General features: G+C 55.7%; 21 protein-coding genes, 2 tRNA genes and 1 pseudogene. 10 read left to right on the top strand and 14 right to left on the bottom strand.

Annotation, left to right across the window (positions count from 1 at the left end; genetic code table 11):
- Together FDP08_RS01785 and FDP08_RS01780 are read right to left on the bottom strand one after the other, a co-directional pair.
- Positions 1 to 540: a TRAP transporter small permease gene (locus FDP08_RS01785; protein WP_137434327.1), complete on the bottom strand. Its 540-nt coding sequence runs from the start codon at positions 538 to 540 to the stop codon at positions 1 to 3.
- Between the two features lie 38 nt (positions 541 to 578).
- Positions 579 to 1553: a TRAP transporter substrate-binding protein gene (locus FDP08_RS01780; protein ID WP_170978953.1), complete on the bottom strand. Its 975-nt coding sequence runs from the start codon at positions 1551 to 1553 to the stop codon at positions 579 to 581.
- Positions 1554 to 2123: 570 nt separating this feature from the next.
- Between FDP08_RS01780 and FDP08_RS01770 the strand changes: the two genes are divergently transcribed.
- Positions 2124 to 2660 (top strand): CIA30 family protein, encoded by a 537-nt coding sequence (locus tag FDP08_RS01770; protein WP_137434325.1) that lies wholly within the window; start codon positions 2124 to 2126, stop codon positions 2658 to 2660.
- Between the two features lie 17 nt (positions 2661 to 2677).
- Here the strand turns inward: FDP08_RS01770 and fdhF are convergent, their stop codons facing one another.
- From fdhF to FDP08_RS01745, 5 genes are all read right to left on the bottom strand, one after another.
- Complete coding sequence (fdhF, locus tag FDP08_RS01765) at positions 2678 to 5560, bottom strand: formate dehydrogenase subunit alpha (RefSeq protein ID WP_137434324.1); 2883 nt, start codon at positions 5558 to 5560, stop codon at positions 2678 to 2680.
- Between the two features lie 12 nt (positions 5561 to 5572).
- A complete protein-coding gene (locus tag FDP08_RS01760; RefSeq protein WP_137434323.1) occupies positions 5573 to 7288 on the bottom strand; it encodes an NADH-ubiquinone oxidoreductase-F iron-sulfur binding region domain-containing protein in 1716 nt (571 codons plus the stop codon).
- 137 nt (positions 7289 to 7425) lie between these two features.
- On the bottom strand, positions 7426 to 8109 hold the full coding sequence (locus FDP08_RS01755) for a response regulator (RefSeq protein WP_170978952.1): 684 nt from the start codon (positions 8107 to 8109) through the stop codon (positions 7426 to 7428).
- A gap of 10 nt (positions 8110 to 8119) precedes the next feature.
- Positions 8120 to 9775 carry a PAS domain-containing sensor histidine kinase gene (locus tag FDP08_RS01750; protein WP_170978951.1) on the bottom strand — a complete coding sequence of 552 codons (1656 nt, stop codon included), beginning with the start codon at positions 9773 to 9775 and terminating at the stop codon, positions 8120 to 8122.
- The gene (locus FDP08_RS01745; protein ID WP_137434320.1) at positions 9772 to 12729 is read right to left on the bottom strand and encodes a CheR family methyltransferase; all 2958 of its coding nucleotides are present in this window, start codon (positions 12727 to 12729) and stop codon (positions 9772 to 9774) included. The genes FDP08_RS01750 and FDP08_RS01745 overlap by 4 nt, the downstream gene beginning before the upstream one ends.
- Positions 12730 to 12997: 268 nt before the next feature.
- On the opposite strand from FDP08_RS01745, the gene FDP08_RS01740 reads away from it, so the two are divergent.
- Entirely contained in the window at positions 12998 to 13975 is a 978-nt protein-coding gene (locus FDP08_RS01740; RefSeq protein WP_137434319.1) for a PAS domain-containing protein, read from the top strand.
- Between the two features lie 63 nt (positions 13976 to 14038).
- Here the strand turns inward: FDP08_RS01740 and FDP08_RS20400 are convergent, their stop codons facing one another.
- Entirely contained in the window at positions 14039 to 14275 is a 237-nt protein-coding gene (locus tag FDP08_RS20400) for a hypothetical protein (RefSeq protein WP_228263373.1), read from the bottom strand.
- Here FDP08_RS20400 and FDP08_RS01735 point away from each other — a divergent pair.
- From FDP08_RS01735 to FDP08_RS01730, 3 genes are all read left to right on the top strand, one after another.
- The gene (locus FDP08_RS01735) at positions 14219 to 14779 is read left to right on the top strand and encodes a GGDEF domain-containing protein (protein WP_228263333.1); all 561 of its coding nucleotides are present in this window, start codon (positions 14219 to 14221) and stop codon (positions 14777 to 14779) included. The genes FDP08_RS20400 and FDP08_RS01735 overlap by 57 nt on opposite strands.
- A 97-nt stretch (positions 14780 to 14876) precedes the next feature.
- Complete coding sequence (locus FDP08_RS20280; protein ID WP_170978950.1) at positions 14877 to 15104, top strand: hypothetical protein; 228 nt, start codon at positions 14877 to 14879, stop codon at positions 15102 to 15104.
- Entirely contained in the window at positions 15055 to 15873 is an 819-nt protein-coding gene (locus FDP08_RS01730; RefSeq protein WP_137434317.1) for an SDR family NAD(P)-dependent oxidoreductase, read from the top strand. The genes FDP08_RS20280 and FDP08_RS01730 overlap by 50 nt, the downstream gene beginning before the upstream one ends.
- Here the strand turns inward: FDP08_RS01730 and FDP08_RS01725 are convergent.
- Entirely contained in the window at positions 15860 to 16021 is a 162-nt protein-coding gene (locus tag FDP08_RS01725) for a hypothetical protein (RefSeq protein WP_228263205.1), read from the bottom strand. The genes FDP08_RS01730 and FDP08_RS01725 overlap by 14 nt on opposite strands.
- Before the next feature lie 180 nt (positions 16022 to 16201).
- On the opposite strand from FDP08_RS01725, the gene FDP08_RS01720 reads away from it, so the two are divergent.
- Complete coding sequence (locus FDP08_RS01720; protein ID WP_137434316.1) at positions 16202 to 16459, top strand: HP1242/YdcH family protein; 258 nt, start codon at positions 16202 to 16204, stop codon at positions 16457 to 16459.
- Between the two features lie 79 nt (positions 16460 to 16538).
- Here FDP08_RS01720 and FDP08_RS01715 read toward each other — a convergent pair whose 3' ends face one another.
- From FDP08_RS01715 to FDP08_RS01695, 5 genes and pseudogenes are all read right to left on the bottom strand, one after another.
- Complete coding sequence (locus tag FDP08_RS01715) at positions 16539 to 17636, bottom strand: flavin monoamine oxidase family protein (RefSeq protein WP_137434315.1); 1098 nt, start codon at positions 17634 to 17636, stop codon at positions 16539 to 16541.
- A 149-nt stretch (positions 17637 to 17785) separates the two neighbouring features.
- A complete protein-coding gene (locus FDP08_RS01710) occupies positions 17786 to 21628 on the bottom strand; it encodes a DUF3427 domain-containing protein (RefSeq protein ID WP_137434314.1) in 3843 nt (1280 codons plus the stop codon).
- Between the two features lie 106 nt (positions 21629 to 21734).
- Positions 21735 to 22152: pseudogene (locus FDP08_RS01705) on the bottom strand (ATP-binding protein); the annotation flags it as partial.
- 91 nt (positions 22153 to 22243) lie between these two features.
- A tRNA-Cys gene (locus tag FDP08_RS01700) sits at positions 22244 to 22317 on the bottom strand.
- 66 nt (positions 22318 to 22383) lie between these two features.
- A tRNA-Gly gene (locus FDP08_RS01695) sits at positions 22384 to 22459 on the bottom strand.
- A gap of 183 nt (positions 22460 to 22642) precedes the next feature.
- On the opposite strand from FDP08_RS01695, the gene FDP08_RS01690 reads away from it, so the two are divergent.
- The 4 genes from FDP08_RS01690 to FDP08_RS01675 are packed head-to-tail and all read left to right on the top strand — an operon-like array spanning position 22643 to position 26126.
- Entirely contained in the window at positions 22643 to 23767 is a 1125-nt protein-coding gene (locus FDP08_RS01690) for an MlaE family ABC transporter permease (protein ID WP_137434313.1), read from the top strand.
- The gene (locus FDP08_RS01685) at positions 23764 to 24570 is read left to right on the top strand and encodes an ABC transporter ATP-binding protein (RefSeq protein WP_137434312.1); all 807 of its coding nucleotides are present in this window, start codon (positions 23764 to 23766) and stop codon (positions 24568 to 24570) included. Before FDP08_RS01690 ends, FDP08_RS01685 begins: the two co-directional genes overlap by 4 nt.
- An 18-nt stretch (positions 24571 to 24588) precedes the next feature.
- Positions 24589 to 25527 (top strand): MlaD family protein, encoded by a 939-nt coding sequence (locus FDP08_RS01680; RefSeq protein WP_137434311.1) that lies wholly within the window; start codon positions 24589 to 24591, stop codon positions 25525 to 25527.
- Complete coding sequence (locus tag FDP08_RS01675) at positions 25524 to 26126, top strand: ABC-type transport auxiliary lipoprotein family protein (protein WP_137434310.1); 603 nt, start codon at positions 25524 to 25526, stop codon at positions 26124 to 26126. Before FDP08_RS01680 ends, FDP08_RS01675 begins: the two co-directional genes overlap by 4 nt.
- Positions 26127 to 26130: the final 4 nt, after the last annotated feature.

The raw sequence follows: 26130 nt of genomic DNA, 5'->3' as shown, positions 1-26130 counted from the left end.
CTACTCCATCGGGGCCTGGTCTTTGATATGGGGGATGCGACCAGTGATCAGCCCGACCAAGACATCGAGCAAGGCAACCAGAAGCCAGATGAGCCCGACCACCATCACGGCTTGCGGTATCCAGAGTGGCACCGGAACCATGCCAATGGAAAGATCACCATAGTCATAGCTGTCATAGGCCAGCAGGATGCTGTACCAGATGGCGAATCCGGTGATCGCCGAAGCGGTTACTGTCACCAGAACGTCCAGGGCTTTCTGAATACTCTCCGGAAGCGCCCTGTGCAACAGGTCAACCCGTATATGCCCGCCAACCATCAATGTATAGGCCAGCCCGGTGAAGGTGGCCCCGAGCAACAGAAAACCCGCGAGTTCCGCCAGACCCGGTATCTGCAGGCCCAGAGATTTCATTCCCAGGGCCTGCAGGGCTTCGTCGAGAACCCGCCCGGACACCTGGAGCACCACCATTGCCATGATAGCCGCCAGCTGCAGTGCCGAGAGGTAGCCGCCGAATCGATACAGAGAGTCCAGAAACCTGCGCATGGATATGCTCCGGGTTGTTTTTCCTGACTATCCGACAACTAGCGGGCGCGATAGGCTTCCAGCAGCTCCTTACCGTCGTCACCGGCACGCTCCAGCCATTCCTGCTCCATTGTCTCACCAACTTCCTTCAGGCGCTCGACCAGTGCGTCGCTGGGCTCGGTCACGACAATGCCGTTTTCTTCCATGATTTTGATCTTGGCATCTGTCTCGGCCTTGCTGGCCTCCCATCCCCGCTTCTCGGCTTCAGCGGCGGCCGTTTCAATAGCTTTTTGAGCGGACTCGGGAAGCGCATCGAAACTCTTGGCGTTGACGATAACCATGTTTTTCGGCAACCACAGTTGAGCATGGTTGAAGTGGCTCAGATAATCCCAGGCCCGCGTATTGGCGCCGGTTGACGGGGATGTGATCATAGCGTCGACCCGACCGGTGCCAAACGCCACCGGAATATCCGGTACTTCTACCTGAGTCGGGACCGCACCGAAGAGCTCGGCCAGGCGTTCGCTAGATTTGTTGTAGGCGCGCATCTTCACACCCTCGAGCTCATCGCCGGTTTCCACCAGGAACTCCGTATAAATGCCTTGCGGCGGCCAGGGCACGGCAAACAGCAATTTCAGGCGCTGGCGTTCAAGGCGCTCTGCCAGCATATCCCGGGATGCCTGCCAGAGTTCCCAGGCTTCATCGTAGTCGCTGGCCAGATAGGGAACCGAATCCGCTTCGAACAGCGGATCCTCATTGGCCAGCCGGGACATGATCAGCTCACCGATGGGTACAAGGCCACGGCGAACAGAGTTCTTGATTTCAGGATGCTTGATAAGGGAACCACTGCTGTGAACCGTTATATTGAGCTCACCATTGGTGGCTTCTTTCACGTCTTCAGCAAACTCGCGAATGTTGACGGTGTGGAAGTTGGAATCACCGTAAGGCGTTGGCATATCCCAATTCGTCTCCGCCTGGGCGTTTCCGATTACTACGCAGAGCATAATTGCGGTCAGGTGCTTCGTGTTTATCTTCATGTCCCCTCCCTGTGGCGCCGGAATATTCCCATCCGGGCCGCTCATTCATGGTTGTTGTTGTCGGTACCCTGCGCGACATCAGCCGCACATCATCACGCTTCATTGTTGTGCTTTAATTGATCAAACTAGTGGCCAAACAACTGAGCGTCAAAGTTTTTGTCAAACGGCCTTCCCCGCTTCGTCCTGAAGCCTGATCCTGAGGAGATCATTTCATGCTGTCTGAAACCATGCCCTATGAGAAAAAATTTGCCGATGTAAACGGCAAGCAAATCGCCTATCCTGAGGAATGATCCTCAACCGCAATATGTTCCATCAATGCCGGCCCGGGCTCCATCCTGATCGGGGCACAACGCGAATTCTGTCGTAGTTGGCCGAACCAGCAGGAAGTCACTGTAAAGGGGCTGCATTTCATCCAGGAAGACTCACCGGTAGAGATCGGTCAGGCGGTCGCAAGCTGGCTGAAGACGATCTAGCCGGTCTCGCTGGCATTGGCAGCTCCATAGCCTATGCCGCCTCAAAGGGCGCCTCACCTGGGCATGGCGCCGGTCCGTCGCTAGCAGAGGTAACCTTATGCAAAGCCGTGATATTTCCGGAAACGCCAAACAAACCCCGACACTTGTTTCGTTCAGTCCGAACCCAAGCCAGTTCATCTGGCAGCCCCTCGGTGACCGAGTGATGGGTGGGCAATCTGACGGCACCGTTGTTCGCTCAGAGGACGGCGTTGGCATCTTTCACGGTATTGTCCGACTGGATAACGGCGGCGGATTTGCCTCCGTCAAAGCGGACCTGCCGGAACCTTTCGATGCCTCTCAGTACACCGGCATCGAACTTCTTGCCCTGGGCGACGGCAAGACCTACAAGATCGGGCTTCGCAACAGCACAGACAGGCGCAGCATTGTGTACCAGCAAAGCTTCACGCCTGAGACCGGAAAGTGGACCCGCATTCGGCTTCCGTTCAGTGATTTCGTGCCTACCTGGCGAGGCCGGACGGTGCCAGAGGCAGAGCCACTGAAAACCAGTCAACTGGCATCAGTGAGCCTGTTTGTCTCCGGGCGGCAGGCTGGGGAGTTTGAGCTCAGCATGCAGGACTGGACACCCTATCAGTAACTTCTGGATGAGACGGTCTACTTCGGAAGCCAGGCCGGGCTCAACCGGCATGCTGCGTACTTGAACTCCGGAATCTTCCCGTCCGGGTCCAGCGCCGGGTTGGTGAGAATGTTGGCGGCCGCCTCCACGAAGGCGAAGGGAACGAACACCATGCCTTCGGCCATTGTCTGATCCACCCGCGCCGTCAGGGTGATGCTGCCGCGCCGGGTGACAACGTCGATAGCATCACCCGCTTCGACGCCCAGGCGCGCCAACTCCGCCGGTGCCAGGTAGGCCGCAGCTTCGGGCTCCCGCTCATCCAGTACCCGGCTGCGACGGGTCATGGCGCCGGTGTGCCAGTGCTCAAGTAATCGACCGGTGAGTAACACGATGGGATAGGCTTCATCCACTGGCTCGTCCGGCGGCAGCGGCCGGGTTGGAGAGAACCTGGCCCGGCCCCCGGCACGTGGAAAGGCATCCGAGAAGACAACGTCCTGCCCTGGGGCGTCGTCGGCCGGACATGGATAGGTCACCGATCCTTCGCGTTCCAGGCGGGACCAGGAGATATGATCCAGTGAATGCATACCCTGCTTCATCTCGGCAAACACTTGCTCGGGGCCGGCATAATTCCAACCCAGCCCGAAACGCCGTGCAATTTCCTGGATAATCCACCAGTCGGGCTTTGCCTCTCCTGGCGGCGGCAGCGCGGCACGGCCCATTTGCACCTGCCGGTTGGTGTTGGTGACGGTGCCTGTTTTTTCCGACCAGGCGGCGGCAGGCAGGATAACGTCGGCAAACTGGGCGGTCTCGGTGACGAACAGGTCCTGCACCACCAGGTGCTCCAGGGAACCGAGCGCGGCCCGGGCGTGTGTCAGATCCGGGTCAGACATCGCGGGGTTCTCGCCGAGGATATACATGCCCTTGATCGTGCCCGCCGTGATCGCGTCCATAATCTCCACAACGGTGAGCCCGGGCTCCGGGTCCAGTTCGGTGTTCCATAGTTCTTCGAAGGCAGCGCGCAGCTGGGCGTCTCCTACCGGTTGGTAGTCCGGCAGTACCATGGGGATCAAGCCAGCGTCGGATGCGCCCTGCACGTTGTTTTGCCCGCGCAAAGGATGCAGGCCGGTGCCGGGCCGGCCGGTATGGCCACATGCCAGTGCCAGGGAAATAAGGCAGCGGGCGTTGTCGGTACCGTGCACGTGCTGGGAAATCCCCATGCCCCAGAAAATCATCGCTCTGTCGGCCTCCGCGTAAGCGCGGGCCACTTCGCGAATAACCTCTGGTTCAACGCCGCAGACCGGGCTCATCACCTCCGGTGTCATATCCACAACACTGGCGGCCAGTGCCTCGAAGCCCTCGGTGTGGGCATCAATGTAGGCCTGGTCATAGAGCCCTTCGCTGATAATCACATTGAGCATCGCGTTAAACAGTGACACGTCGCCGCCCGGCGAGAAACGCAGGCTACGCCAGGCATAGGCATCCAGCGCCTGGCCCCGGGGATCAATGATGATCAGCTTGGTGCCGTTTCGTGCCGCCTGCTTGAAGTAGGTGGCGGCCACCGGATGGTTCACCGCCGGATTGCAGCCGGTAAGGATCACCACATCGGCCTCGAGCGCCTGCATGAAGGAGGCGGTGACGGCGCCAGAGCCCAGGCATTCCATCAGCGCTGCCACGGAGCTGGCGTGACAAAGCCGCGTGCAGTGGTCAACGTGATTGGAGCCGAAACCGGTACGCACCAGTTTCTGGAACAACCAGGCTTCTTCGTTGGAGCACTTGGCGCTGCCGAAGCCGGCCAGCGCATCCGGTCCGTGTTGTGTTTTAAGTTGGGTTAATCCGCTGGCCGCAAGATCCAGTGCCTCTTCCCAGCTTGCCTCTCGGAAGTGAGTTAACGGATTGGCCGGATCAAAGTCGGGGTCGAGCCCCTTGGGCACGCCCTCCCGGCGGATCAGCGGCCGGCTGAGCCGCGCCGGGTGCGACGGATAGTCGAAGCCGAAACGGCCCTTCACACAGAGCCGGCCCTGGTTCGAGGGCCCATCTCTGCCTTCAACAAAAAGGATGCGCCCCCGGTGCTCGCCTGCCCCTGCTTTGGCGTTGGCAGGCTCGTCTTTCACGTGATAGGTCAGTTGGCAGCCCACCCCGCAATAAGGACAAACAGAATCCACGGTGCGATCGGCCGTGGCGGAGTCTCCGCGGCCCTGGGCATCGATCAGGGTCGCGGGCATCAGTGCCCCGGTTGGGCAGGCCTGCACACACTCGCCGCAGGCAACGCAGGTGCTGTCTCCCATAGGGTCATCGAAATCGAACACCACCTTGGACGCAGCACCACGGTGCGCCAGGCCGATAACGTCGTTGCCCTGCACTTCACGGCAGGCGCGCTCGCATAAGCCGCAGGTGATGCAGGCATCCAGATTCACGTGCATGGCAGAATGAGTGGCATCATGGCCCTGGGCATGGGCCAGCGAATCCGATCGCGGGGCAACATGGTGAACCGTGGGCTCGTCGCGCTCTGAAAGGGCCGGGAGGCGCTGGCGCACGGCACCCGCATCGATGGCCAGTTGATCCGCCGTATGCCACAGGTGGCTGGACTGGTCCGGGCTTTGCGCTCGTTCAGGCTGATCGGCCAGCAACAATTCCAGCACCGCTCTGCGGGCATCCTGGGCACGGGTGGAGGCTGCGCTTCGCACCACCATGCCGGGCGCTGCCTCGCGAATACAGCTGGCAGCAAGCACCCGCTCCCCCTCCACTTCCACCATGCAGGCGCGGCAATTGCCATCCGCGCGGTAACCTGGGACGTCTTTGAAGCACAGGTGCGGGATAGTCTCACCGGCGCGCTTGGCGACCTGCCACAGGGTTTCGCCGGGGTAGGCCTGAACGTCAACGTCGTCGAGTGTCAGGGTAAAGCTTGTGGTTGCATCGCTCATGGCTGCCTCCCCCTAACCTTTGGCGATCAGGTTGCTGTGGGCGAGTTCGCTGCGGAAGTCTCGCAGCAGACTCAGTACCGGATTGGGTGCGGCCTGGCCCAGACCGCAGATGGAAGCATCCGCCATCACCCTGGCCAGCTGCTGGAGCGTCTCCTCATCCCAGGTATCGCGTTCCAGTAACGTGAGCATCTTCTCTGTGCCCACACGGCAGGGAGTGCACTGCCCGCAGGACTCATCCGCGAAAAAACCCAAAAGGTTGGAGGCCGCGGCGGCCAAATCGTCCTGATCCGACAGAACGATCACCGCGGCGGAGCCGATAAAGCAGCCATGTTCTTGCAGAGTGTCGAAGTCCAGCGGGATATCTGCTTTGCTGGCTGGCAGTATTCCGCCGGACGCCCCGCCGGGCAGATAGGCCAGCAGGCGATGCCCTTCGGCCATGCCACCGCAGTATTCCTCGATCAACTCATTGAGGGTGATGCCCGCAGGCGCGACATGCACCCCGGGTCGCGCGACCCGACCGGAGACCGAGAAGCTTCGGAGGCCGCGACGACCATGCCGCCCCTGGCTGGCGAACCAGTCGGCGCCCTGGGCGTGGATGCGCGGAATCCAGTAAACGGTCTCGACGTTGTTCACCAGGGTGGGCTGGCCAAACAGTCCTTTCTGGGCAACGAACGGCGGACGATGACGAGGTTTGCCGGGTTTGCCCTCCAGGGACTCGATCAGTGCGGATTCCTCGCCACAGATGTAGGCCCCGGCGCCACGGCGCAGGATGATAAAACCCGGCGCGACGATTTCGGCCGCTTCCAGTTCGGCAATGGCTTCGGTCAGCACTCTGCGCAGCCCGGGATACTCGTCCCGCAGGTAAATGTATAGGGCCCTCGCCTCAACCACCCAGGCGCTAACCAGTGCGCCCTCGAGGAATCCGTGGGGTTCACGTTCCAGGTAATAGCGATCCTTGAAAGTGCCAGGTTCACCTTCGTCGGCGTTGATCACCGCGTAGCGTGGCCCCGGCTCAGCCCGTACGGCCTGCCATTTGCGGAAGGTGGGGAATCCGGCGCCGCCTAGGCCGCGCAGGCCAGCATGCTCGAGTTCCTTCTTCAGCGCTTCAATGTTCACCCGCCCTTCACGGCAATCGGCCAGCAATTGATAACCACCGGACGAACAATAATCCGACAGACGTTGCCAGGAGATCTCCTCTGGCTGAACCTGTCGCTGCTCTACCGCGGCCCCAACATTCCGGGCGTTGGCATTCAGCACATGATGATGCCCAACGGCTACCACGGGCGCAGTTTCGCAGCGCCCCATGCAGGGCGCGCGCAGTACCCTCACCGTTTCGGGATCAGCCCCATCAAATAACGCTTGATGCAACGCCTCTGCGCCGGCCAGTTGGCACGAAAGCGAATCACATACACGCAGGGTTATTGCCGGTGGTGGCGTTTGCTCGTCGTGAACCACATCGAAATGGGCGTAAAAGGTAGCCGTTTCATAGATGGCGGCCATTGGCAGATTCATGAAGGAGGCCAAGGCGCGAAGGTGGGGCATGGAGAGATAACCGTAATCGTCCTGCACTGTATGCAGATGCTCGATCAAACGATCGCGGTCACGCAACGACGAATCAATACGTTCGTCACCGATCAGGTCCCGCAACTCCGACAACAAAACTGGTTCGAGTTGCCGGCCTCGAAGCGCTGAGCGCCGGCGTTTGACCTTCTTATCGTCTATACTCATTGTCTTTGACCAGGCGCCGAGGTATCAAAACCAGCTTTGCTGGCTGACCTTACTAGCTTTTAATCATTGAATCATATAAGACTGGGATGACGCCAGAGGATGGGAAGCAGGATAACAAGATCCCTGAGGTGCACCCATTACTCTCCTATCAGAACATTATCCTGGTCCGGGGGATCGCTGGCATTTGTTTTCCATGCCAGTGCCCGCTGCAATAGTTCCGAATGTTTGGAAACCCCCAGCTTCTTTTTTATGTGAAAGCGATGAGAGTCCACGGTCTTTGGACTAACACTTAGCTGACCGGCGATTTCCTTCGAGGAGAGCCCCTTGCCCAGCAATGCAAAAATTTCCAGTTCGCGGTCCGACAACACGTCTTCTGGCCGTTCCCCAACGGGAAACTGCTTCTGCGTCCGGCGCTGGACAATATGGGATGCCACGGCTGGATCCAGGTAAATATTGCCTCGCAACACCTCCTCTATGGCGCTTATGAGCTTTGATGCCGCCTGCTCTTTATTGATGTAGCCATTGGCACCGGCTCTCAATGAGCGCTCAGCGTAGATCATATCGTCGTGCATGGAGGCAACAAGGATTCTGATGGCCGGTTTTTCCGAATGGATTCGTTTGATCAGTTGCAGGCCACTGCCCTCCGCGAGCGTGAGATCCACAATAACCATGTCGGGCGGCTTCTTTTCTATAAACCTCATGGCTTCAGTCGCCCCCGCCGCTTCGGCGACAATCTGATAGCGATCGTCCCGGCCAATCAGGTTAGCAAGTCCTTCCCTGACTATGGGGTGGTCGTCCACGATCATTATGGTGGTTTTCATGGTCATCACCCTATTCTTCGGAGGCTGGAGCCTGCTCAATCCGGCACACAACCTTGGTGCCGTTCGGGCGGTAGTTCATGATCTCCAGTTCCCCTCCAATCAGGCTACAACGGTACTCCATGATCCGAAACCCCTGGCCCGCGAAGCTGGATCGCTTCTTCCGAGGCACCCCGCGGCCATCATCGATAATCTGGAGTTCGACACCACCACCTTTTCCGGAAAGCGCTACCACGATCTGCTTGGCACCGGAATGTTTGCGGGCATTATGTACTCCCTCCTGAGCAATCCTGAGCAACTGTATTTCGGTCTCGCGAGGTAACGCCATCAATGACTCAGAGTGCGAGAGGTGGAAGCTGCACTTGAGGTCATCCTGTTCCGGAATGCTCCGCACCAGCGCCTCAAGAGCGTCTACCAGATCACCATCTGAAACGTCAATCGGAGCAAGATCGAAGATGATCGTTCTAAGCTGCACAATACATCGTTGCAGCTGTTCACTGAATCGCCGGAATTTCGACGCCGTGGCCTCGTCAATCCCGGCCTTGTCCTCAGCGATCAACCGGGTGTCTATGGACATGGCTGCGAGTTCCTGGCCAAGGCTGTCGTGAAGCTCTCGGCTAATCCGGCTGCGCTCACTCTCTGTCACCTGCATCACTTCCAACTCGAGGCGCTTCTTATCTCGCAGGTCCCGCAAAACGATGGTGAAATGCTTGGCCTCATCGATGCGTGCCAGGGCCATCTCAACAGGGACTTTTGTGCCGTTTTTCATTCGCCACAGAGCTTCCCTGCGCACTTTCGGCGCCTTACCTACCTCCTCCTCCGCACAGTCCTCTAACGCTCGCCTGAAGACATCGACGCCAGCATTCGTGAGCAGAGTACGTAAATTGATGCCCAACAATTCATCTTCAGCGTAGCCGAAAACCCTGCAGGTGGCGCGATTCAGGGATTGGATCAGGCCTTCTGAATCGATTGTGATAATGGGATCCGCTGCCGCATTCAAAACCGCCAGCGTCTCCTGACGACTGGCCAGATACTGCCTCGCGCGCTCCTGTACCCGTTCCTCAAGCTCACGGTTGAGGCTGGATAGCTCCGCCTCCAGCTTTTTCTGGTCCGAAATGTCCGTCAGTGATGCAAACCAACTGAGCTCCCCCGGGATAAGCTGGCTGTCAAGTTCGCTTTCCAGCAGGACAGTCCGGGGCACATCACCACTGGTTTTCAAATTGAGTGCCGTTGCCTGAGTCTGCGAATGATTTATCAGAGCATAGCAGTGCAGATGAAGAGCATCCTGACACTCTGCAGCTACGAATTCGTGCAGGAAGTGATCGATGATATGAGTTCGCGGCCTCCCGAACAGAGTCGAAGCGGCACGGTTACAGTTGAGAACCTGGCCCTTTGTCGAAAGCGTCAGAAATGCCACAGGGGCCTTGTCATAGAGTACTGCGTACCGATCGTGAGCCGCCCGCAGGTCGTGCTGGATTTTCCTCAGTTCTTCATTCTGGACTTCGAGTTCAAGCTGATGAATGCTCAGTTCTTCGACCAGGCTCTTGAGATCTTCTTCCTCTTCCTCTTCTTCTTCTTCGCCATTTGCTCTTCGTTCCCGAAGTTTCGTTTCAGCTATCGCACGGAGATCCCGGCTCAAGGCATCATAATCGTTGCGCGACTCTTTCATAGTAGACCCACCCATGCTAATTCTGATTCAGAGGAGGCCACGGGGAGCTTCCTGATTTCCAGCTGCAGGGTTGAAGCCTCTGCCGAGCTATTCGTTCTGATTGGCTGAACCGCCAACTGCAACGTCTTCTGCCTGCCTTCAAAAATAGCCTTCAAACACTGCTCTATACCGTCAGAGGATTGCGGCTCCCTGACAGCATCGGTTAACCGCATGCCTTCAACCGATTGCCCGTCCAGCTGAAGGGCCTTTGCCATAGCTACCGTGATCTGTACAACTACACCCGTAGAGTCTACCAACAAAAAAGGGCGAGGAAGCTGCCACAGAAGCTCCCGAAAATGAGACTCCGAGCGTTTACTCCTTTTTACTTCGTTGATGTCCACAAAGGTACAGATCAAACCATCCACGACGTTGTCCCGGGTGCGGTAAGGCAGCAATTTCATCAGGTACCAGCCTCCCTGATTTGTCCTTACCTCTTTCTCGATACCCCTAAGTGTAGACAATACCGACCGCGCGTCTTCAATGAATTGTTCACCTTTAAGGTGAATGGCCAGCTCACCGATGGGGCGCCCCTCGTCCGACTCCCGGACGGCAACGATATCCTTGGCCTTCTGTGTAAACCGCTTGAGTTTAAGCTCGTTGTCCAGGTAGAGAATCGCCATCGCCGTGCTATTCAACAGATTTGCCATATCGTTGTTGGCATCAGACAGGCTGTTCACTTTTTCAACCAACTCCGAATTGATGGTGCTCAACTCCTCGTACAGCGATTGCGTTTCCTCTTTGGAAGTTTCCAGCTCTTCATTACTGCTCTGCAGTTCCTCATTCGTCGACTGCAATTCTTCAACGGCGGATCTGAGCTCTGCGTTCTGGTCTTCAACCTGTTCCAACAACGCCCGGTAGGAGGCCCTCGACTTCTCCAGGTCCCTCTCCAGTGCAAAAACCTGTGAGGCAGGCTCATCCTCGTCCTGCGACTCTCCAGCTTCCGCTGTCACTGTCGGGCTGGTGCTCGTCGTTTCGATGTCATGGAAAAAGATCAGAAAGAGCCCGCGCATGGACTCCGGCGCTTGCAGTTTCTCCACACCCACAAGCACGTGACTATCGCCAGAAGGATCAATCTTGAACTTTTTTTCAACAATCCGGCCTTCCGAAGACGCGGCTGAATGCATCATGGCGGGCAGTTCTCTCGGCAAATCACCTCTGCCCATTTCAAAAATATTGTAACGGGGCTTGCCTTCGGCCGGCTCCAGGAATTTTCCGGCATCACCATGTAGATAGAAAATATCACCGCGCTCACTAATGACAAGCGCACCCGGCGCAAATTTCTTGGCCAGCAACTTCAATACCTTTTCGGCAATGGGCGGCTGATCGCTTAAGCGGGGCTGCGCCGTGGCCTGGGCGTGATAGAGCGACCTGTCCGTGCGCCGCCCGCCGTGAAAGTACTGCATCGGTACCCGTTCGGAGAATATGTCAGGATTGCGTCTGAAGACTTTCCACTTGGAATTAACCGTCTTAAAAGCCGTGGATGTTTCTCCGACCGATTCTGAGGGCCCCAACACCAGAGTGCCTTTATTTCGGAGCGACATGTGAAACAGGGAGATCAGGTCAGCCTGCAGATCCTGATTCAGATAAATCAGAAGATTGCGACAGGAAATCAGATCCATGTTGGTGAATGGCGGATCTTTGATAACGTTGTGTGGCGCGAAGATAATCTGCTCGCGAACCGATTTGTGAATTTTGTACCGATCTTCGCTGTAGGAAAAATAGCGGCTCAACAACGGCTCTGGAACTTCATTGACAATTCCGGCGGGGTACTCGCCTCGCCGGGCGATTGAAATGGCTTCCGCATCAAGATCTGAGGCGAATATGTGAACCCTCATGGTGAGATTGTTCTCGCGAAGCACCTCATTCAGCAAAATCGCAATCGAATAGGCCTCATCTCCCGTAGAACACCCCGCGACCCAGACCCGAAAGCCGTCACTGTAATCGTGCTGTTGCAAAACTTCAGGAAACAGGTCGTTCCGACAGTAATCCCAAAGTCCAGGGTCCCGAAAAAACTCTGTCACACGAATCAGCATGTCGCGAAACAGATGGTTAGCCTCATCTTCGTTGTGGTAGAGATATTCCAGGTAGTCTGAGGCTTTCCGGAGTCTGTGCAAGGCCATGCGCTTAGCAACCCGGCGCTTCATCGTATTAGGCTTGTAGCTCAAAAAATCATGGCCGACTCTTTCCCGTAACAATTCGCATATTTGGCGGAGTTGGTCGGCCGAAATCAGTTCTTCCCCACCTTTACCGAGACTGAGCGTTTTGCGATGGCGGAGGTAGCTCGCCAACTGCGCGCCCATGTCTTCCGGCGATAGAATGAAATCAGCCAGACCCGTGGCTATTGCGTTGTCCGGCATACCTGAGAACTCGGCAGACTCCGGTTGTTGTACCATGATCATGCCATCCTGGCCCTTTACCGCCCTTAGCCCGATGGCGCCATCGCTACCCGACCCTGACAACACAATACCGGTCAGCCGCCCCCCCACCTCTTGCGCTAATTGCTGGAAGGTAAAATCGATGGGGTGGTAAACCTTCATTAGCGAGTTGCCATACTTGTCCAGCTGCGGGGTATACGTCGACGCTTCACGCGCACTAAGGAGCCTGAATTTCCCCCCCTCCAGCGTGATAAAACACTCCGTCGCAGGGTTCGTGTAAATGCAGTCAGGTTCCGGCGCCATACCATCGGCAATTTCCACTGCCCGTTTACCGGAACTGCGGGCAAGCAATTCGGGCAACATGCTTTGTTTTTCACTTTTATGGTGGGTAATAACCAGATAGATACACCCGGCTTTGTCCGGCGCCCCCGAAAAAAACGCTTTCAATGCCTCCAGACCGCCGGCGGAGGCGCCAAGCACGACAATTGGCAGGTGTTCCTCGGTTGGCTTTGGGCCTGTGTCGGCCTCTGACTTATGCATAGCGTCTCAATCGTTCCTTACTTAAAAAGACTGGCACCCGCTCCGCTCGAATCCAGTCACACAAGTTTACCCACTCTGCCAGGTGACTATGTTTCGGCTCGTCAGGGCCTGAATTAAAGGTTTTACTTATACTTCTTTAAAGCTCTGCCCCATTTCTCAAACACTGGGGTACACCTATAGTTCCTTCGCAGGTTGGAAAATACTTCGTGCCCTTGTCCAGGATGTCCGGGCATAACAAGCGCCTGCTTTCATAATATTGGGAGAGGACATGAGCCAGATTATGAACCATTGCCGTCAACTGTCAGACAGTGAATCTTCTCAAAGATCACCACAGATTGCATCGAACCTCTACGAGCGTACACAGGAAGGTATAGCAATCACCGATGAGAAGGGCCTCATCTCCTACATTAATAAAGCAGCGGAAAACATACTCGATGTCAGTTTCGACAAAGCTCTTGGGGAGCCCATTGACCGGATTCTCGCGCTAACGCCCCTCTCGCCCTCTGAGCCAATTGCCGAGTCACACGTGAACGGCCATTTCATTCCCACAATGTTGGAGGGGCTTTTCAGGCTCCGTCGTGGCAAGAACACCTCCATCGTGAGCATAAAGATTGCGGAAATGAGTAATATGGAAGCGGATGGGACAGAGCTGGTGTTTATTATCCGCGAGATCCCCGACTATTTTCGTCTGACCCCGAGGGTGCGGTCGGCTGCATCGCCCGTGAAAATATCCACACGGCACGAGCCCCCGTTTAACCCCGAGCTACCTAAAAAACAGCCAGAGCCATCGCGATTCAGTCTCACCTACCTGTCTCTCAGGGGATGCGCTTCTGAATCTGACCCTGATCCAGACGTTCTCAACGACTGCCTCGAAGAAGCCACCAGAATAATCGGGCAATTGACATCCGCAAGCGGCCCTCTCTATCAGATCAGCAAAGGCGAATCCGTCATGTTTATGACGGAGACCGCACAGCGTTCGGCCATTGAAGTCACACTCAAACTCATCGGCATCATTCGCGCCAAATTCCAGCTAGCTGGGAAAGGGAGCTTTCGTCTTGGCCTTTCGGCCGGAATACTGATCATGCCATCCGATTTCTGTAAACGGGATACAACCCTGATGGTCGAGGCGGCTCGTCAGTTGTGTATCGAAGCACAGGAAATTGGCGATAACGCGATTCAGATTTACGACCTGAATTCCCATCGGGAAGGTAACATCAGGGGCGATCGAAGCGCTGCCACAGAGTGATCAAGGGTGGCATACCAACTACCGCATCACCCAAAGCGCAAAGAGCCCCTGACCAGGTCTGCATCAGGGGCAGATGGCGCCCATGATCAGGATGCCCAGCAACAGCTGATGCATGAGCTCACTCGTATGTGTTTCGATCGCCTGGCTGCACAGCTTCATCACGAACAGCTGGAGCACCACCGGGCTCATCTCCAGCGAAAGCTTGGCAGAGACCCCGGCACTCAGGTAGCCGCTCTCGACTATATGATCAATGTAGCACCGGATACACACAGCCAACCTGTGGTAATTGATCGTGAACAACTGAACCTGCTGCTGCAATTCTCGCGCATTGATAGCATGACCGGGTTGTATAACCTGTGCACGTTTAAGAGTGTCATGGAAAAAGAGCTGGCACTGGCCAGGCGTAGTGGTAAGCCTCTTGTCCTTATTATGGCGGACCTTGACAACTTCAAGAGTGTTAATGACTCTGAAGGCCATCAGAGTGGCGACAATGTATTACGGCAAGTCGCTCAGATTTTTAACGACAACCTCAGAGAGATGGACATTGCGGGGCGATACGGTGGCGATGAGTTCATTTTCGGACTGCCGGAAACCGACATCGTCTCAGCCATAGAAATAACGGAAAGAATCCGGGAAAAAGTTGAAGCGATCTTTTGTGACCACAGCGCCACAACCCTCAGTATCGGGCTTGCATCCTATCCAGGAGCGGGCACAAGCCTGGAGACCCTCATAACGGCTGCCGACAGAGCACTTTATGAGGCCAAAAGCACGGGTAAAAACAGGCTCAAAGCAGCCCAGTCCTGACCTGACCTCGGTCGAATTGCTGGACGATAAGTCCAACCATTCTAGGGTATAAGCTCAAACGGATCGTGGACCAGGAAAGCTGGATTGGAGACTGACTATGGAAAATCGCAAAATTCGCTGGGGAATCATTGGTACCGCCGAAATTGCCACCAAGGTGGTGGCGGGAGTGCACGATGCGAAAAATGTCGGCGCTTTTCGAATCCGCAGAATCGAACGGCGCGGTTGTGTCTCTTTAAGACATTCTCAATGGATAGAATCAGGAAGCGGATATTGCGATGACAAAACTGGCCCTGATAACCGGCACCAGCGCCGGCATTGGCCGTGAGGCCTGCGACCTCTTCTTCCGAAAAGGCTACAGGGTTATCGCCCTCTCGCGGCAGCCAACAGGTGTGGACTCCGCGGCTCTCGAGATGACACTGGATCTTGAGTCCTTTGATCAGATTGAGAGCCTTGCGGGCGAGCTGGACAGCGAAATCGCCGGGGCCGAGCGGGTAATTCTGGTCAACAACTCTGGCTATGGGCAATTTGGGGCGCTTCGCGACCTGTCCGAATCCATGTGGAGCAAGCAATTCAGCACCCACGTGTTCGGCCCCATCAAGCTGGCGGCTGTCTGCCTGAGGCTCTGCGAACAACACGGCATACCCTTGCGGGTCATCGCGGTCAGCTCCGTTCTCTCCATCACGCCCCAGAAAATGAAAGGCGCTTACTGTGCCGCCAAATCCGCGATGAACACGGCCCATGAAAGCTTCTGGTTTGATGAACAGGGCAGCACAAGTCTGGAAAGTGTCTCGCTGGTGCTTCCGGGCCCCGTGAAGACACGGTTCAGAGAACATGCCCTGGCCGCTTTGCAGCCATTGCTTGGCCGGGCAAGCGCCGTGCACCGGGAAAAGTACAAAGCGATGGAAGCAGCGCTCTCGCCAGGCGCCAGCATCAAGCCTTTTACAGCCAGTGCGTCGGACGTCGCCAAAAAGATTTACAGGGCTGCGGAAGTGGGACGTCCCAAGCCTCGATATCTGGTTACGCCACAGACCTACGCTGCTGAATTTATCACCCGGTTTATTCCCCGGTCGATCCAGAGAATCATCTTGCGATAAGCCGGGCCTTCTTCACCCGCCGGGCCCGGCTCAGTTCATCCTTCACGTAAGCCCCGACGGCCTTGAGGATGCCCAGGTCCGGATCCACCTCTTCGTCATCTGCAAGCCGAAAAATCTGCTGGTAATACCAGGCCTGGCCGCCCAGCACGTTTATTATTAGAGCCCATAAAGCGTTTCATGGCGGTGGGTGGCATGCAGCTGATCGTCTGCCAATCATGAGCGAAAATGCCTACGCCTGCGCGGCTTGTCACTGGTCATCACCTTGCCGTATTGTTTGCCGTTGGCAGCGCAAATTTAAACACACCCCGCAATCAAAAGGATTGTCTTTATGTCATTGGAAAAACACGATCTGATTCATGAATTCCCAGACTCAAAAGAAGCTATTCATCACCTGAAAACCACCAACAATCATTTCGCGAAATTGTTTGAAGAGTACCATGAGCTGGATCATGCAGTTCACCATTTCGAAGGTGATGGAGAGAACACCTCTGACGAGCATCTGGAGGATCTCAAGAAACAGCGCCTCAATCTGAAAGACCAGCTTTCTGCCATGATTCGCGAGTACGAATCCTCGTCTGAAAAATAGAAATAACCCGGCAACTATTCCCTGCGCTCGGGCGGAAGCTCAGCTCGCGCCGGGGCTCTGCCCCTTTCCGCGAACATTCCTAAAAAGAATCTAAACCGCGATTTACCGCATCAATAGCGCCGGCCAGATACCCCGTAAACTCACGTGACCACTCACTGCCAATTCCGGTTACTCGGTTAACCCATGCACCTGAGCTCGGCGACAAGGCAGGCATAGGGTGATCGCCAGAGGATCTTTGATCCCTGTCGGTGGCGATGTAAATCTCTTTAGCCCAGTCCTTGATAAATTCTGCCTCTGGATTCTCCGCTTGCGAACCAAACAGTCGCTCGAACTGTGTGCGGCAAGCAGTAATAAGCTCTTCCTCAGGAACACGACTGCGCACGTCAGCAGGCACGCCCAGGAAACCAAATAAGGCCCCCTTCCCTCCCAGAGTAGAGGCATCGTGGATCTCAACCATCGGCCCGAGCGCACTTCGAGCCTCTCCGGATAACCCTTGATCTCGCCAGAAAGGCCGATCGAACACGGCAATGTATTTTGCGTGAGGGGCCATCCAGGTATCTGTCTCCTGCCAATTTCTTGCAAGCTCGTTCGGCAAGGCGGGCGAAAACGTAAGCTGAGACTCAACTAATCGGGGCGGCATGGCCAACAGCACATGTTCTGCAAAATGGCTAAAGGTTTCTCCTCTCGCGTTTTCGCTCACTAACTCGACATGTGGTTCTGATATGCGCAGGTGCCGGACCGCCTGTCCTCTCACAACCCGCGCTGAATCAAGCCGCCCGTATAACGCATCAATGAGGGTATACATGCCGCCGGCGATTCGCATAGATGGCGGAGAATTGATGTACCCACGTGCTCTCTCAGGCGGCTGATTCGATGAACGCTCCAGAAGCATATCGCCGGTTTCAAATTGCTCGAAAGTCTCTAGTTCGAGTTCGTCTACCAGTCGTGCCATATCGGTCTGGAATGCAGGCCAGAACCAGGCGGGCCCTAGATCGAAACCCTCCGCTCCTGACAAATCCGATCTACCGTCATAGTGGATCGTAGAAGCAATCCGCCCACCAAGAATCTCCCTGGCCTCCAGAATGACATAGTCTTTGATGCCCTTCTTCTCAAGAGAATAAGCGGCGTATAAACCCGCCAGACCGGCGCCAACAATGGCGATGCGAGCGTTTTGCATGAATAAACTTCCCGTGATGGTCGTGATGCTTTGGCAATTCTCCGTTCTAACCGTGGTTTACGCAAAGGCGGTCTTTGAGCCTGGGGCTGTTTCTCGCGATAATGAAATGCTTCAGCGCGGACGGTACCGTAACGATTGAAATTGAACGCCTAACTCCTGAGCTTGAATATCACACTCATTGGATTGCTACCTTCATGGCTCTGGTATTCAACTGGACCAAAATACGTGAAGGGCGCAGCTTTGCCATTACGCAGCTTATTCTCGCGGACAAATAGGTGCACTGAGAGTCCAAGCTTTTTGTGTTCGACCAGTTCCCGACCGCGCTTGTTTTGAGGCGTGGTTGAGTTCTGACTCTGCCAATGAAATGTTTGCTCATCAATCCAATGATCGACATAGCGGTGCTGGACCCCTTTGCCCTGCTTGTTTAACGTTACAAGCAAAACATGCGCATTCGCATCTTTCAGAAAGACGTGACCGCTTTGCCAATTGCCGGGATTAAAAGTCACTCCGAATAGCTCCGGAATCTCCTCTCGCGGGATTTCCTGTCCGAGAGCCATTTCCAATGGATCGATAATTTCACGAAAGCGTGCGAACGTTCGAAACTGTTCTAGAAGCTCTGGAGTTACAATAATGTCTTCATACTCTGGATTAGCAGCTTCGAGCCGATATTCACCTACGGGGGATTTACGAACCGTCCGAAGAAGATATTGCGTGTCGCCTGTCTCATCCATCCGTTCAATCGCAAGCGTGTTGTCTGTTATCGATCCAGCCTGATTCGGCTTGATCCGCTCAAGCAACAGATAATCACCGTCTTGGATCGGCTGCTTTCCGCCATTCATGGAGTTACCCGAAGCTCTGGCAATGAAATGGCGAGTTGGCTCTATTCGCCCATGACCCAATCCGACGGACCTGTACTCCGGTTCTTCAGCGTTACTGCTTCTAAAGTGGCCACACGCGATCTTCAAGGATGGGAAGTAAGGCAACTCCGCTCCAGAAGGAGTGACCGGGACTACATTTTCAGACGAAGACTGCTCTTGCTTGGAAGATTGCCGTGCTTCGTAGGAAGCCAGACGATAATCAATTAACTCTTGCACCATCTCCTCGAAAGGCGGTATCTGCTCACCTTCCAGCCCAATAACAGGCTTAAATTGATCGTTCTCGATCTCAAAAACAGCTGGCGACTTATTGGTCCAATGATCGACTGGGTTCTTCTTCCAGTATTGCTGCCATTGCGCCGAGGAACCATCCGCGTCCTTCACTGAAGTAGCAATTTCTTGATAAAGCCTGGGGCGGCGTTTCAGTGTCTCCCAGGATGTTTGGGCCAGTTTTGAGAGCTTTGGTGGACTACGCCATCCGCCTAACTGCTGGAACGCGTCTAGCAATATCATTTTGAACGATTTGCTCATGGCCGTCGTTTCAACTTCCAGCAGAAACGTTTCGTAGCGGGACAATAGTTCTGCCTCAATCTCGGCGAGATCTTCCATGTCCCGAACCAATCCAAACCAGCTTCCGTGCAACTTGCGAGTTTTAGCGATACTGGCACCGAAACGATAGTACTCGCTGAGTGTTGGACGACGACCCAATGTATCTTTCAATACCTGATAGTCTTTTTCAGCGCCCTGATGATCAAGACCCTTCAGGAAGTCGATCACCTCCAGATCGTAATTGATAAAGCATCCGTCTGGCAGGTCCAACTGATTCTTTTCAGCTTTCCTGGCAAACTCGGCTAATTGTCGGTGATTCATCGCCTGGCCAATGAGGGCCTGAGGTTTATGCAGGAAACTCTGGTGGTTACCCACAAAATCCAGGATCACGAGCTTGTCTTTCCCAGTGGGCACGCTTTTCCGTAGACCCCGGCCAATTTGCTGAAGAAACAGGATTTTGGATTCCGTCGGGCGCAAGAGCAGCACCGTATCAATGGCGGGCAGGTCGACACCCTCGTTGAACAGGTCGACAGAGAAAATCACATCGAGTTGACCGTTTTCCAAATTCTCCAAGGCTTCGCCACGAGACATCTCAGATTCACCGTGAACGGCTGCCGCCCTGATTCCTTTTTTTACAAACTGGCTCGCCATAAAATCAGCATGAACCCGTGAAACGCAAAAGGCCAAGGTCCGGCTTTGCTTCTCTTCACTCCATACTTTGAGAACGTGTTTGGCGCGTCCATAAGTAGCCAGCTTATTGGCAAGCAGATTGGGATCGAACTTTCCGTTGCGCCAGGGGATCTCAGCATAGTCGACCGTCTCGTCGTAGATACCGTAGTAATGAAACGGCACCAGGAATTGGCCCTTAACACCGTCAAACAGCGGGTATTCGAAAACCAAGTTGTCGTCACACAACGACAGAATATCCGAGCGGTCTGTCCGGTCTGGGGTTGCCGTTAATCCCAGCAGAAATTGGGGCGCAAAGTAACTTAAAAGCCGATGGTAGATGGGTGCTGCGGCATGGTGAAATTCATCGACCACGATATAGTCAAAATGCCGGGGGTCGAATCGGTCCAGATGCGTTTCTTTGCCGAGTGTTTGCACCGAAGCACAAAGGATGTCCACTGTTCGATCGCGCTGCTTACCCATGTAAAAACCAACACGGCTATTCGGCTTGATCCGCAGGTACGTCTCAGCCGCTTGATAAAGAATTTCCTCACGGTGGGCGACAAACAGAATTCGGCGTGCGCCCATTTGCACGGCATCAAAGGCAGACAACCAGGTTTTACCCAGCCCCGTTGCCAACACGACCAGACCTCTTCGGTAACCCTCTTGGCGGGTCAGATCCAGCGCCTCTAGCGCTTCCTGTTGCACTTCATTAGGTGTTGGAACTTCCTGCTTCTCATCACTGCCTGGTTCCAGTGACTGTTCTGGTGGCTTCCTCCTTTTCTCGTAATCATCGATCCAGTTGTCAGTGAGTGGCACCACGTTTGGGTGCTGAAACAGTTCATCGAACCTGCTGGCAGCCTCGAGGTACCCAGAGTCGGGCGGGAAATCCACCTGATAATTCCATTCCAACCCGGCCTGAAGCGCTTGTCGGCTGATATTGCTGGAGCCGATAAACGCCCTGCCCCACATTTGCTGATTCTCGGCATGACCAGCGAAGAGATAGGCTTTCAGATGAAAGCTACTCCCCTTGCTCTGATAGACACGCACTTTGGCACCATGGTCATGCAACAGAACAAGCTTTCGAAGGGCCTCTGTGTCGGTAATATCCAGATAATCGCTGGTGAGAATGCGGATTCGGGCCGGATCAGGGGACCGCTGCAGCGCGCCCACCAAATCCGGGAACAGGAGATTCAAGCCAGTGGTTTTTACAAACGCTACTGCCATATCTACCTGATCAGCAGCTTTAATTGCCTGGCACAATTTCGGCAAAAAATGATGTTCTTTACCGCCCGTAGTTAACTTATCCGGTGAAACCGGCACCTTGGTCAAAAGAATGTTCAACCACTGCTCATTCCTATCGGGTCGTTGGTCATCAGTGCGCCACATCCGACAGGCTTCCAATCCCGTCAGGTCCTGAATCCACTGCTGGGTTATCGATTCATCAGCGTCGGTAAAGTGCCGGCCATTGTGGTTGCGTTCCCCCTTCCCAATTTTGAAACTCATGTAGAGAACGCCATCCGGTTTCAGGGCACGCCACAATCGGCCAATGGCTTCGGGTACCTCGGCAAGTGGCAAGTGAAGGAGGCTTGCACAGGCCCATATACCATCGTAAGTACTGGATTCGTATATATCCGAGAAATAGCGATGCTGAACCGATAAGCCGGTCTTTTCGCGGGCTAGAGAGGCGATGGCGTCTGAACCATCAAACGCAGAAACACGGTAACCCTTCTGCTTGAAGAACAATGCATCCCGGCCAGAGCCACAGCCCGCATCAAGAATGTGTCCACCGTTAGGAACTTGCGGCAGGAACTCCTGGTAAAGCTCTTCCATGCTGACCAGAAACGTTGATTCCACAAACGCATCGGCATTGTTGTTGTAATAGGCCAGCGTATCCTTCATTAAATGGTTCCCTTGCAACTAATTAGCCTGAAGTCTATCTGGACCAGGCTACCAGGCGGACAAGACGCGGCCAACAGACTTTTAGGTGTTAACCTCACCAAGCCGGCTACAGGGGCTGAGTTCGCTGTTCCTTCGATGCCTGAATAGCCACAGGCGGCACGCTCAGGTCCTGCCATTTCTCTGGATGGCAAGTAAACAGCACTATCTGATGTCGACTGGCCGCATCGAACAGGATGCGTTTCATGTCTTCCAGGCGGTCGCTATCACTGCGCACCAGGGTGTCGTCCAGGATCACCAGCGTTGGCCTTCCTGCTTCCCGCAGCAGATCGGAATAGGCCAGATGGCTGATGAGGCCCATCTGTTCCCGGGCGCCAAAGCTCAGATCGGTGATCAGCCCAAGCTCGGTGCCCCGGCTGAAGGTTCCCGGCCGTAGCTGCTCATCCACTTCAAGCGAAGCTTCTAAAAAACAGTCAAAGGTAGTGATTCAGGTGTTTCTGCAGGGGCGCCTGGAGTCGATGCATCAGATTTCAGGAAAACAGCTCAGGGTCGAATCAAGCGTCGACAGACGCAAGCAAGTGAAGAATTGCTTGGGGGAATAAGTAGATGGAAAAATAATGGAGGCGCGGGTCGGAATCGAACCGGCGTTAACGGAGTTGCAGTCCGCTGCATAACCACTCTGCCACCGCGCCGGTAAAAGTTCGAAGGGGATTCGACACTTTTATGCTCTCAGGTGGGCATTGAGAGACTGTGTTGATTGGAGCGGGAAACGAGATTCGAACTCGCGACCCCAACCTTGGCAAGGTTGTGCTCTACCAACTGAGCTATTCCCGCTTGGTCAACGAGGGCGTATTCTACGGATTCGGCCGTTTGCGTCAACCTCTTTTTTCAACTTTCTGTTTTGCTTCAGGTTCTTGATTATTATTCACACAAGTAAGAGGCAGCCCGATGGTAGAATTTCAGCTAGTATCAGGGACACACCACAAATTTCCCTGAACACAGGCACAGGAACCCCGGATGCCCTCACCCGGCCAGCTAGACTATCAAGCCGATCGCCTCGTCGTCACAGGCGACTGGACACTGCCGAACTATGCCAGGCTCAGGCAGGAAGTTGGCACCGCCCTCGCCTCACGGAAAGCGGGGGACCACGCCCCGGACCTGACTGCCATTGAAGCATTGGATACGGCCGGCGCCTCGTTGCTGGCAGATCTTCTTGGCGCCCAACGATTACTGGAGCTCATCGGTGATAATTCAGGGCTTCCGCCGGAGCGCCGGGATCTTTTACGACTCGTAGGCGAGGCCCTTGCCTCGCCAGTTGAAGAACCGCCCCATCAGGGGTCTGCGATTATCGCATTCCTTGCACGGGTGGGTGAACAGGTTGCGGAATACTGGGGCCAGCAACGCCTGCTGATGGGTTTCACCGGGCAGATACTTGCAACGATGGCAACCATCCTGCCCACACCCCGGCGTTGGCGTATGACCTCACTGGTGGCCCATATCCACCAGACCGGGCTCAATGCGCTGCCGATTGTCGCCCTGCTTACCTTTCTGGTGGGCGCGGTGGTCGCGTTTCTGGGTGCCACCGTTCTTGATGAGTTCGGCGCAACTATCTATACCGTCAACCTGGTGGCATTCTCGTTCCTGCGGGAGTTTGGCGTGCTGTTGGCGGCCATTCTGCTGGCAGGCAGAACTGCCAGCGCCTTCACGGCACAGCTCGGCTCCATGAAAGCGAATGAGGAGATCGACGCGCTGCGAACCTTCGGGCTCAGCCCGATTGAACTTCTGGTTATCCCCCGGGTTCTGGCCATGGCCATCTCCCTGCCGATACTGACCTTTGTCGGCATGATCAGTGGCATCGTCGGTGGTTCACTGGTCTGTGTATTGGTATTGGACATTTCAATTCCCCAGATCACCAACATTCTGGAAACCGACGTCGCCGTCGTTCACTTTCTGGTCGGGCTTGGTAAAGCGCCTGTATTCGCCTTTGTTATCGCAGTGATCGGCTGTCTTGAAGGTTTCAAGGCCAGTGGCAGTGCCGAATCCGTCGGTGAGCACACCACCTCTGCCGTGGTACAGTCGATCTTTATGGTCATCCTGCTGGACTCCATAGCGGCAATTTTCTTCATGGAGATGGGTTGGTGAATCAACGGGCCTCGCAACAGGATGTGGTTATCAGGGTCCGGGCGCTATGCAACCGGTTTGGCACTAACGACGTCCACACGAATCTGAATCTCGACCTCAGCCGCCGGGAAATACTCGGTGTTGTTGGCGGCTCGGGCACCGGCAAGTCTGTGCTGTTACGCAGTATTGTTGGCCTCCATCAGCCCGATTCAGGCGTCATTGAGGTCTTCGGAGAGGAGTTGCAGGCGCTCTCCCCGGACCAGCGGTCCCGGGTGGAGCGGCGTTTTGGTGTGCTGTTCCAGGGTGGCGCCCTCTTCACATCCCTGACGCTGCAGGAAAATGTTGCCCTGCCGCTGATCGAACACGCCAGGCTCTCCAGGGAGGACGCAGAGTATCTCGCCAGAATGAAGCTGGCACTGGTGGGCCTGCCTGCCAACGCCTACACCATGGTGCCCGCGCAGCTCTCCGGCGGTATGGTGAAACGGGCCTCACTGGCACGAGCAATCGCACTGGACCCGGAAGTTCTGTTCCTCGATGAACCCACAGCAGGGCTTGACCCCATCGGTGCAGCAGCGTTTGACCGGCTGATTGTGACGCTGAGGGACGCGCTGGGCTTCAGCGTGTTTCTGGTCACTCACGACCTGGATACGCTATACAGTACCTGTGACCGGGTGGCTGTGCTGTCAGACAAACAGGTTCTGGTTGAAGGTCCTCTGGACATCGTCGAAAACACCGACGACCCCTGGATCCGCGACTATTTTCACGGGCCACGAGGCCGGGCTGCCCAACGATCGCGGTCAGCAAGCGGCAGAGAAGTCGGATGAATCAGGAGAATCGCTGAGATGGAACCCAGAGCACATCATGTCCTCATCGGGCTATTCACGCTGTTTTTTATGGCCAGCGCATTGCTGTTTGCGCTGTGGTTGGCCAAAGCCAGCACCGACCGGGAGTACGCCTGGTACGAGGTTATTTTTGATCGTGGTGTGAGCGGGCTATCCGAAGGCAGCCCGGTCAAATACAGTGGGATTGAGGTAGGCGATGTTTACGAACTCCGGCTGGACCCGGAGGACCCTCGCAATGTCCGGGCGCTCATCCGGGTCTACAGTGATGTCCCTATCAAGGAAGACACCCGGGCCGGTCTGGCCCTGACCAACATCACTGGCAGCATGAGCATTGAGCTTCAGGGTGGTAATCCAGAAAGCCGCACGCTGGAGGGTAACCGTACGTCTCCGCCGTCCATCCACGCCGAGCCATCGGCCTTCAGCACTCTGATGGCCACCAGCGAAAAACTCTTTGCCAAGCTTGACCTGGTAATGACGAACGCCAATGCGTTGGTGTCGCCGGAGAACGCCCGCCACCTCACGCGCAGCCTGGAAAACATCGAGACCATTTCGACAGGCCTCCTGGAACAGCGGGAAGCGCTGAGAAACCTGGTGACCAGTTTCGACCAGCTCAGTGGCCAGACCGAAGCCACGATGGAAACCTTTCGCCGTTTTGGCTCGACGGCCAATGCCCTGCTGGATAACGAAGGCCGCCAGCTATTCACGACCGCACAAAGCGCCATGGATTCTCTGGAGGCTTCCACCGCCCGACTGGATGAGCTTACGGCGAAAAATGAGGGCGCTCTGGACCAGGGTATGCAGGGCGCCGCTGAACTTGCTCCGGCAATGCGGGAGTTACGCAACACCCTGCGAGGCCTCAATAGTGTGATCTACCGATTCGAAGACGACCCGTCTGGCCTGTTGCTGGGCCGCGAGCCAATCCAGGAGTTTAACCCGTGACAATCGCATTGACGCGTTTACTGATTGCCACCGTAGCGACGATGTCGCTGGCCGGCTGCACCGTGTTTCCGGACCAACCGGCCCATCAGATTTTCCAGTTACCGGCACCCAAAGCCCCGGTGACCACCGCTGAAACCATCGATCGCACTCTGCGCATATCGACCCCTCTGGCGGTGGCGCCGATTGACAGCCCCCGTATTCTGGTCAAACCGACGCCCCATGAAATCCGTGCCTATCAGGGTTCACGCTGGAGCAACCGGGCGCCGGTGCTTGTTGGCGCTTATCTGCTGGAAGCCTTCCGGCGGGACGGGCGGGTGGCAACGGTGGTGACCGATACCAGCGCCGTACCTAGTGACCTAACCCTGACCGGCGACCTGACCCGGTTCCAGGCGGAGTATCAGGATGGCAAACCGGTTATCCACCTGGAACTGAATCTGCAGCTGATTGACGAGCGCAGCCGTAAACCCGTTGCAAGCAAACAATTCGAGACCAGCCACGCGGCAGGCGGTGAGTCTATCGAAAGTGTGGTGGAAGCCTTCGGGCAGGCCAGCAGTGAACTGGCCAGGCAGGTAATCAACTGGACGGTGGCTAAGATCTGAGCTG

It is taken from the genome of Marinobacter panjinensis, from assembly GCF_005298175.1.
Taxonomy (GTDB): Bacteria; Pseudomonadota; Gammaproteobacteria; order Pseudomonadales; family Oleiphilaceae; genus Marinobacter; species Marinobacter panjinensis.
This window is presented reverse-complemented; position numbering and strand designations above follow the sequence as displayed.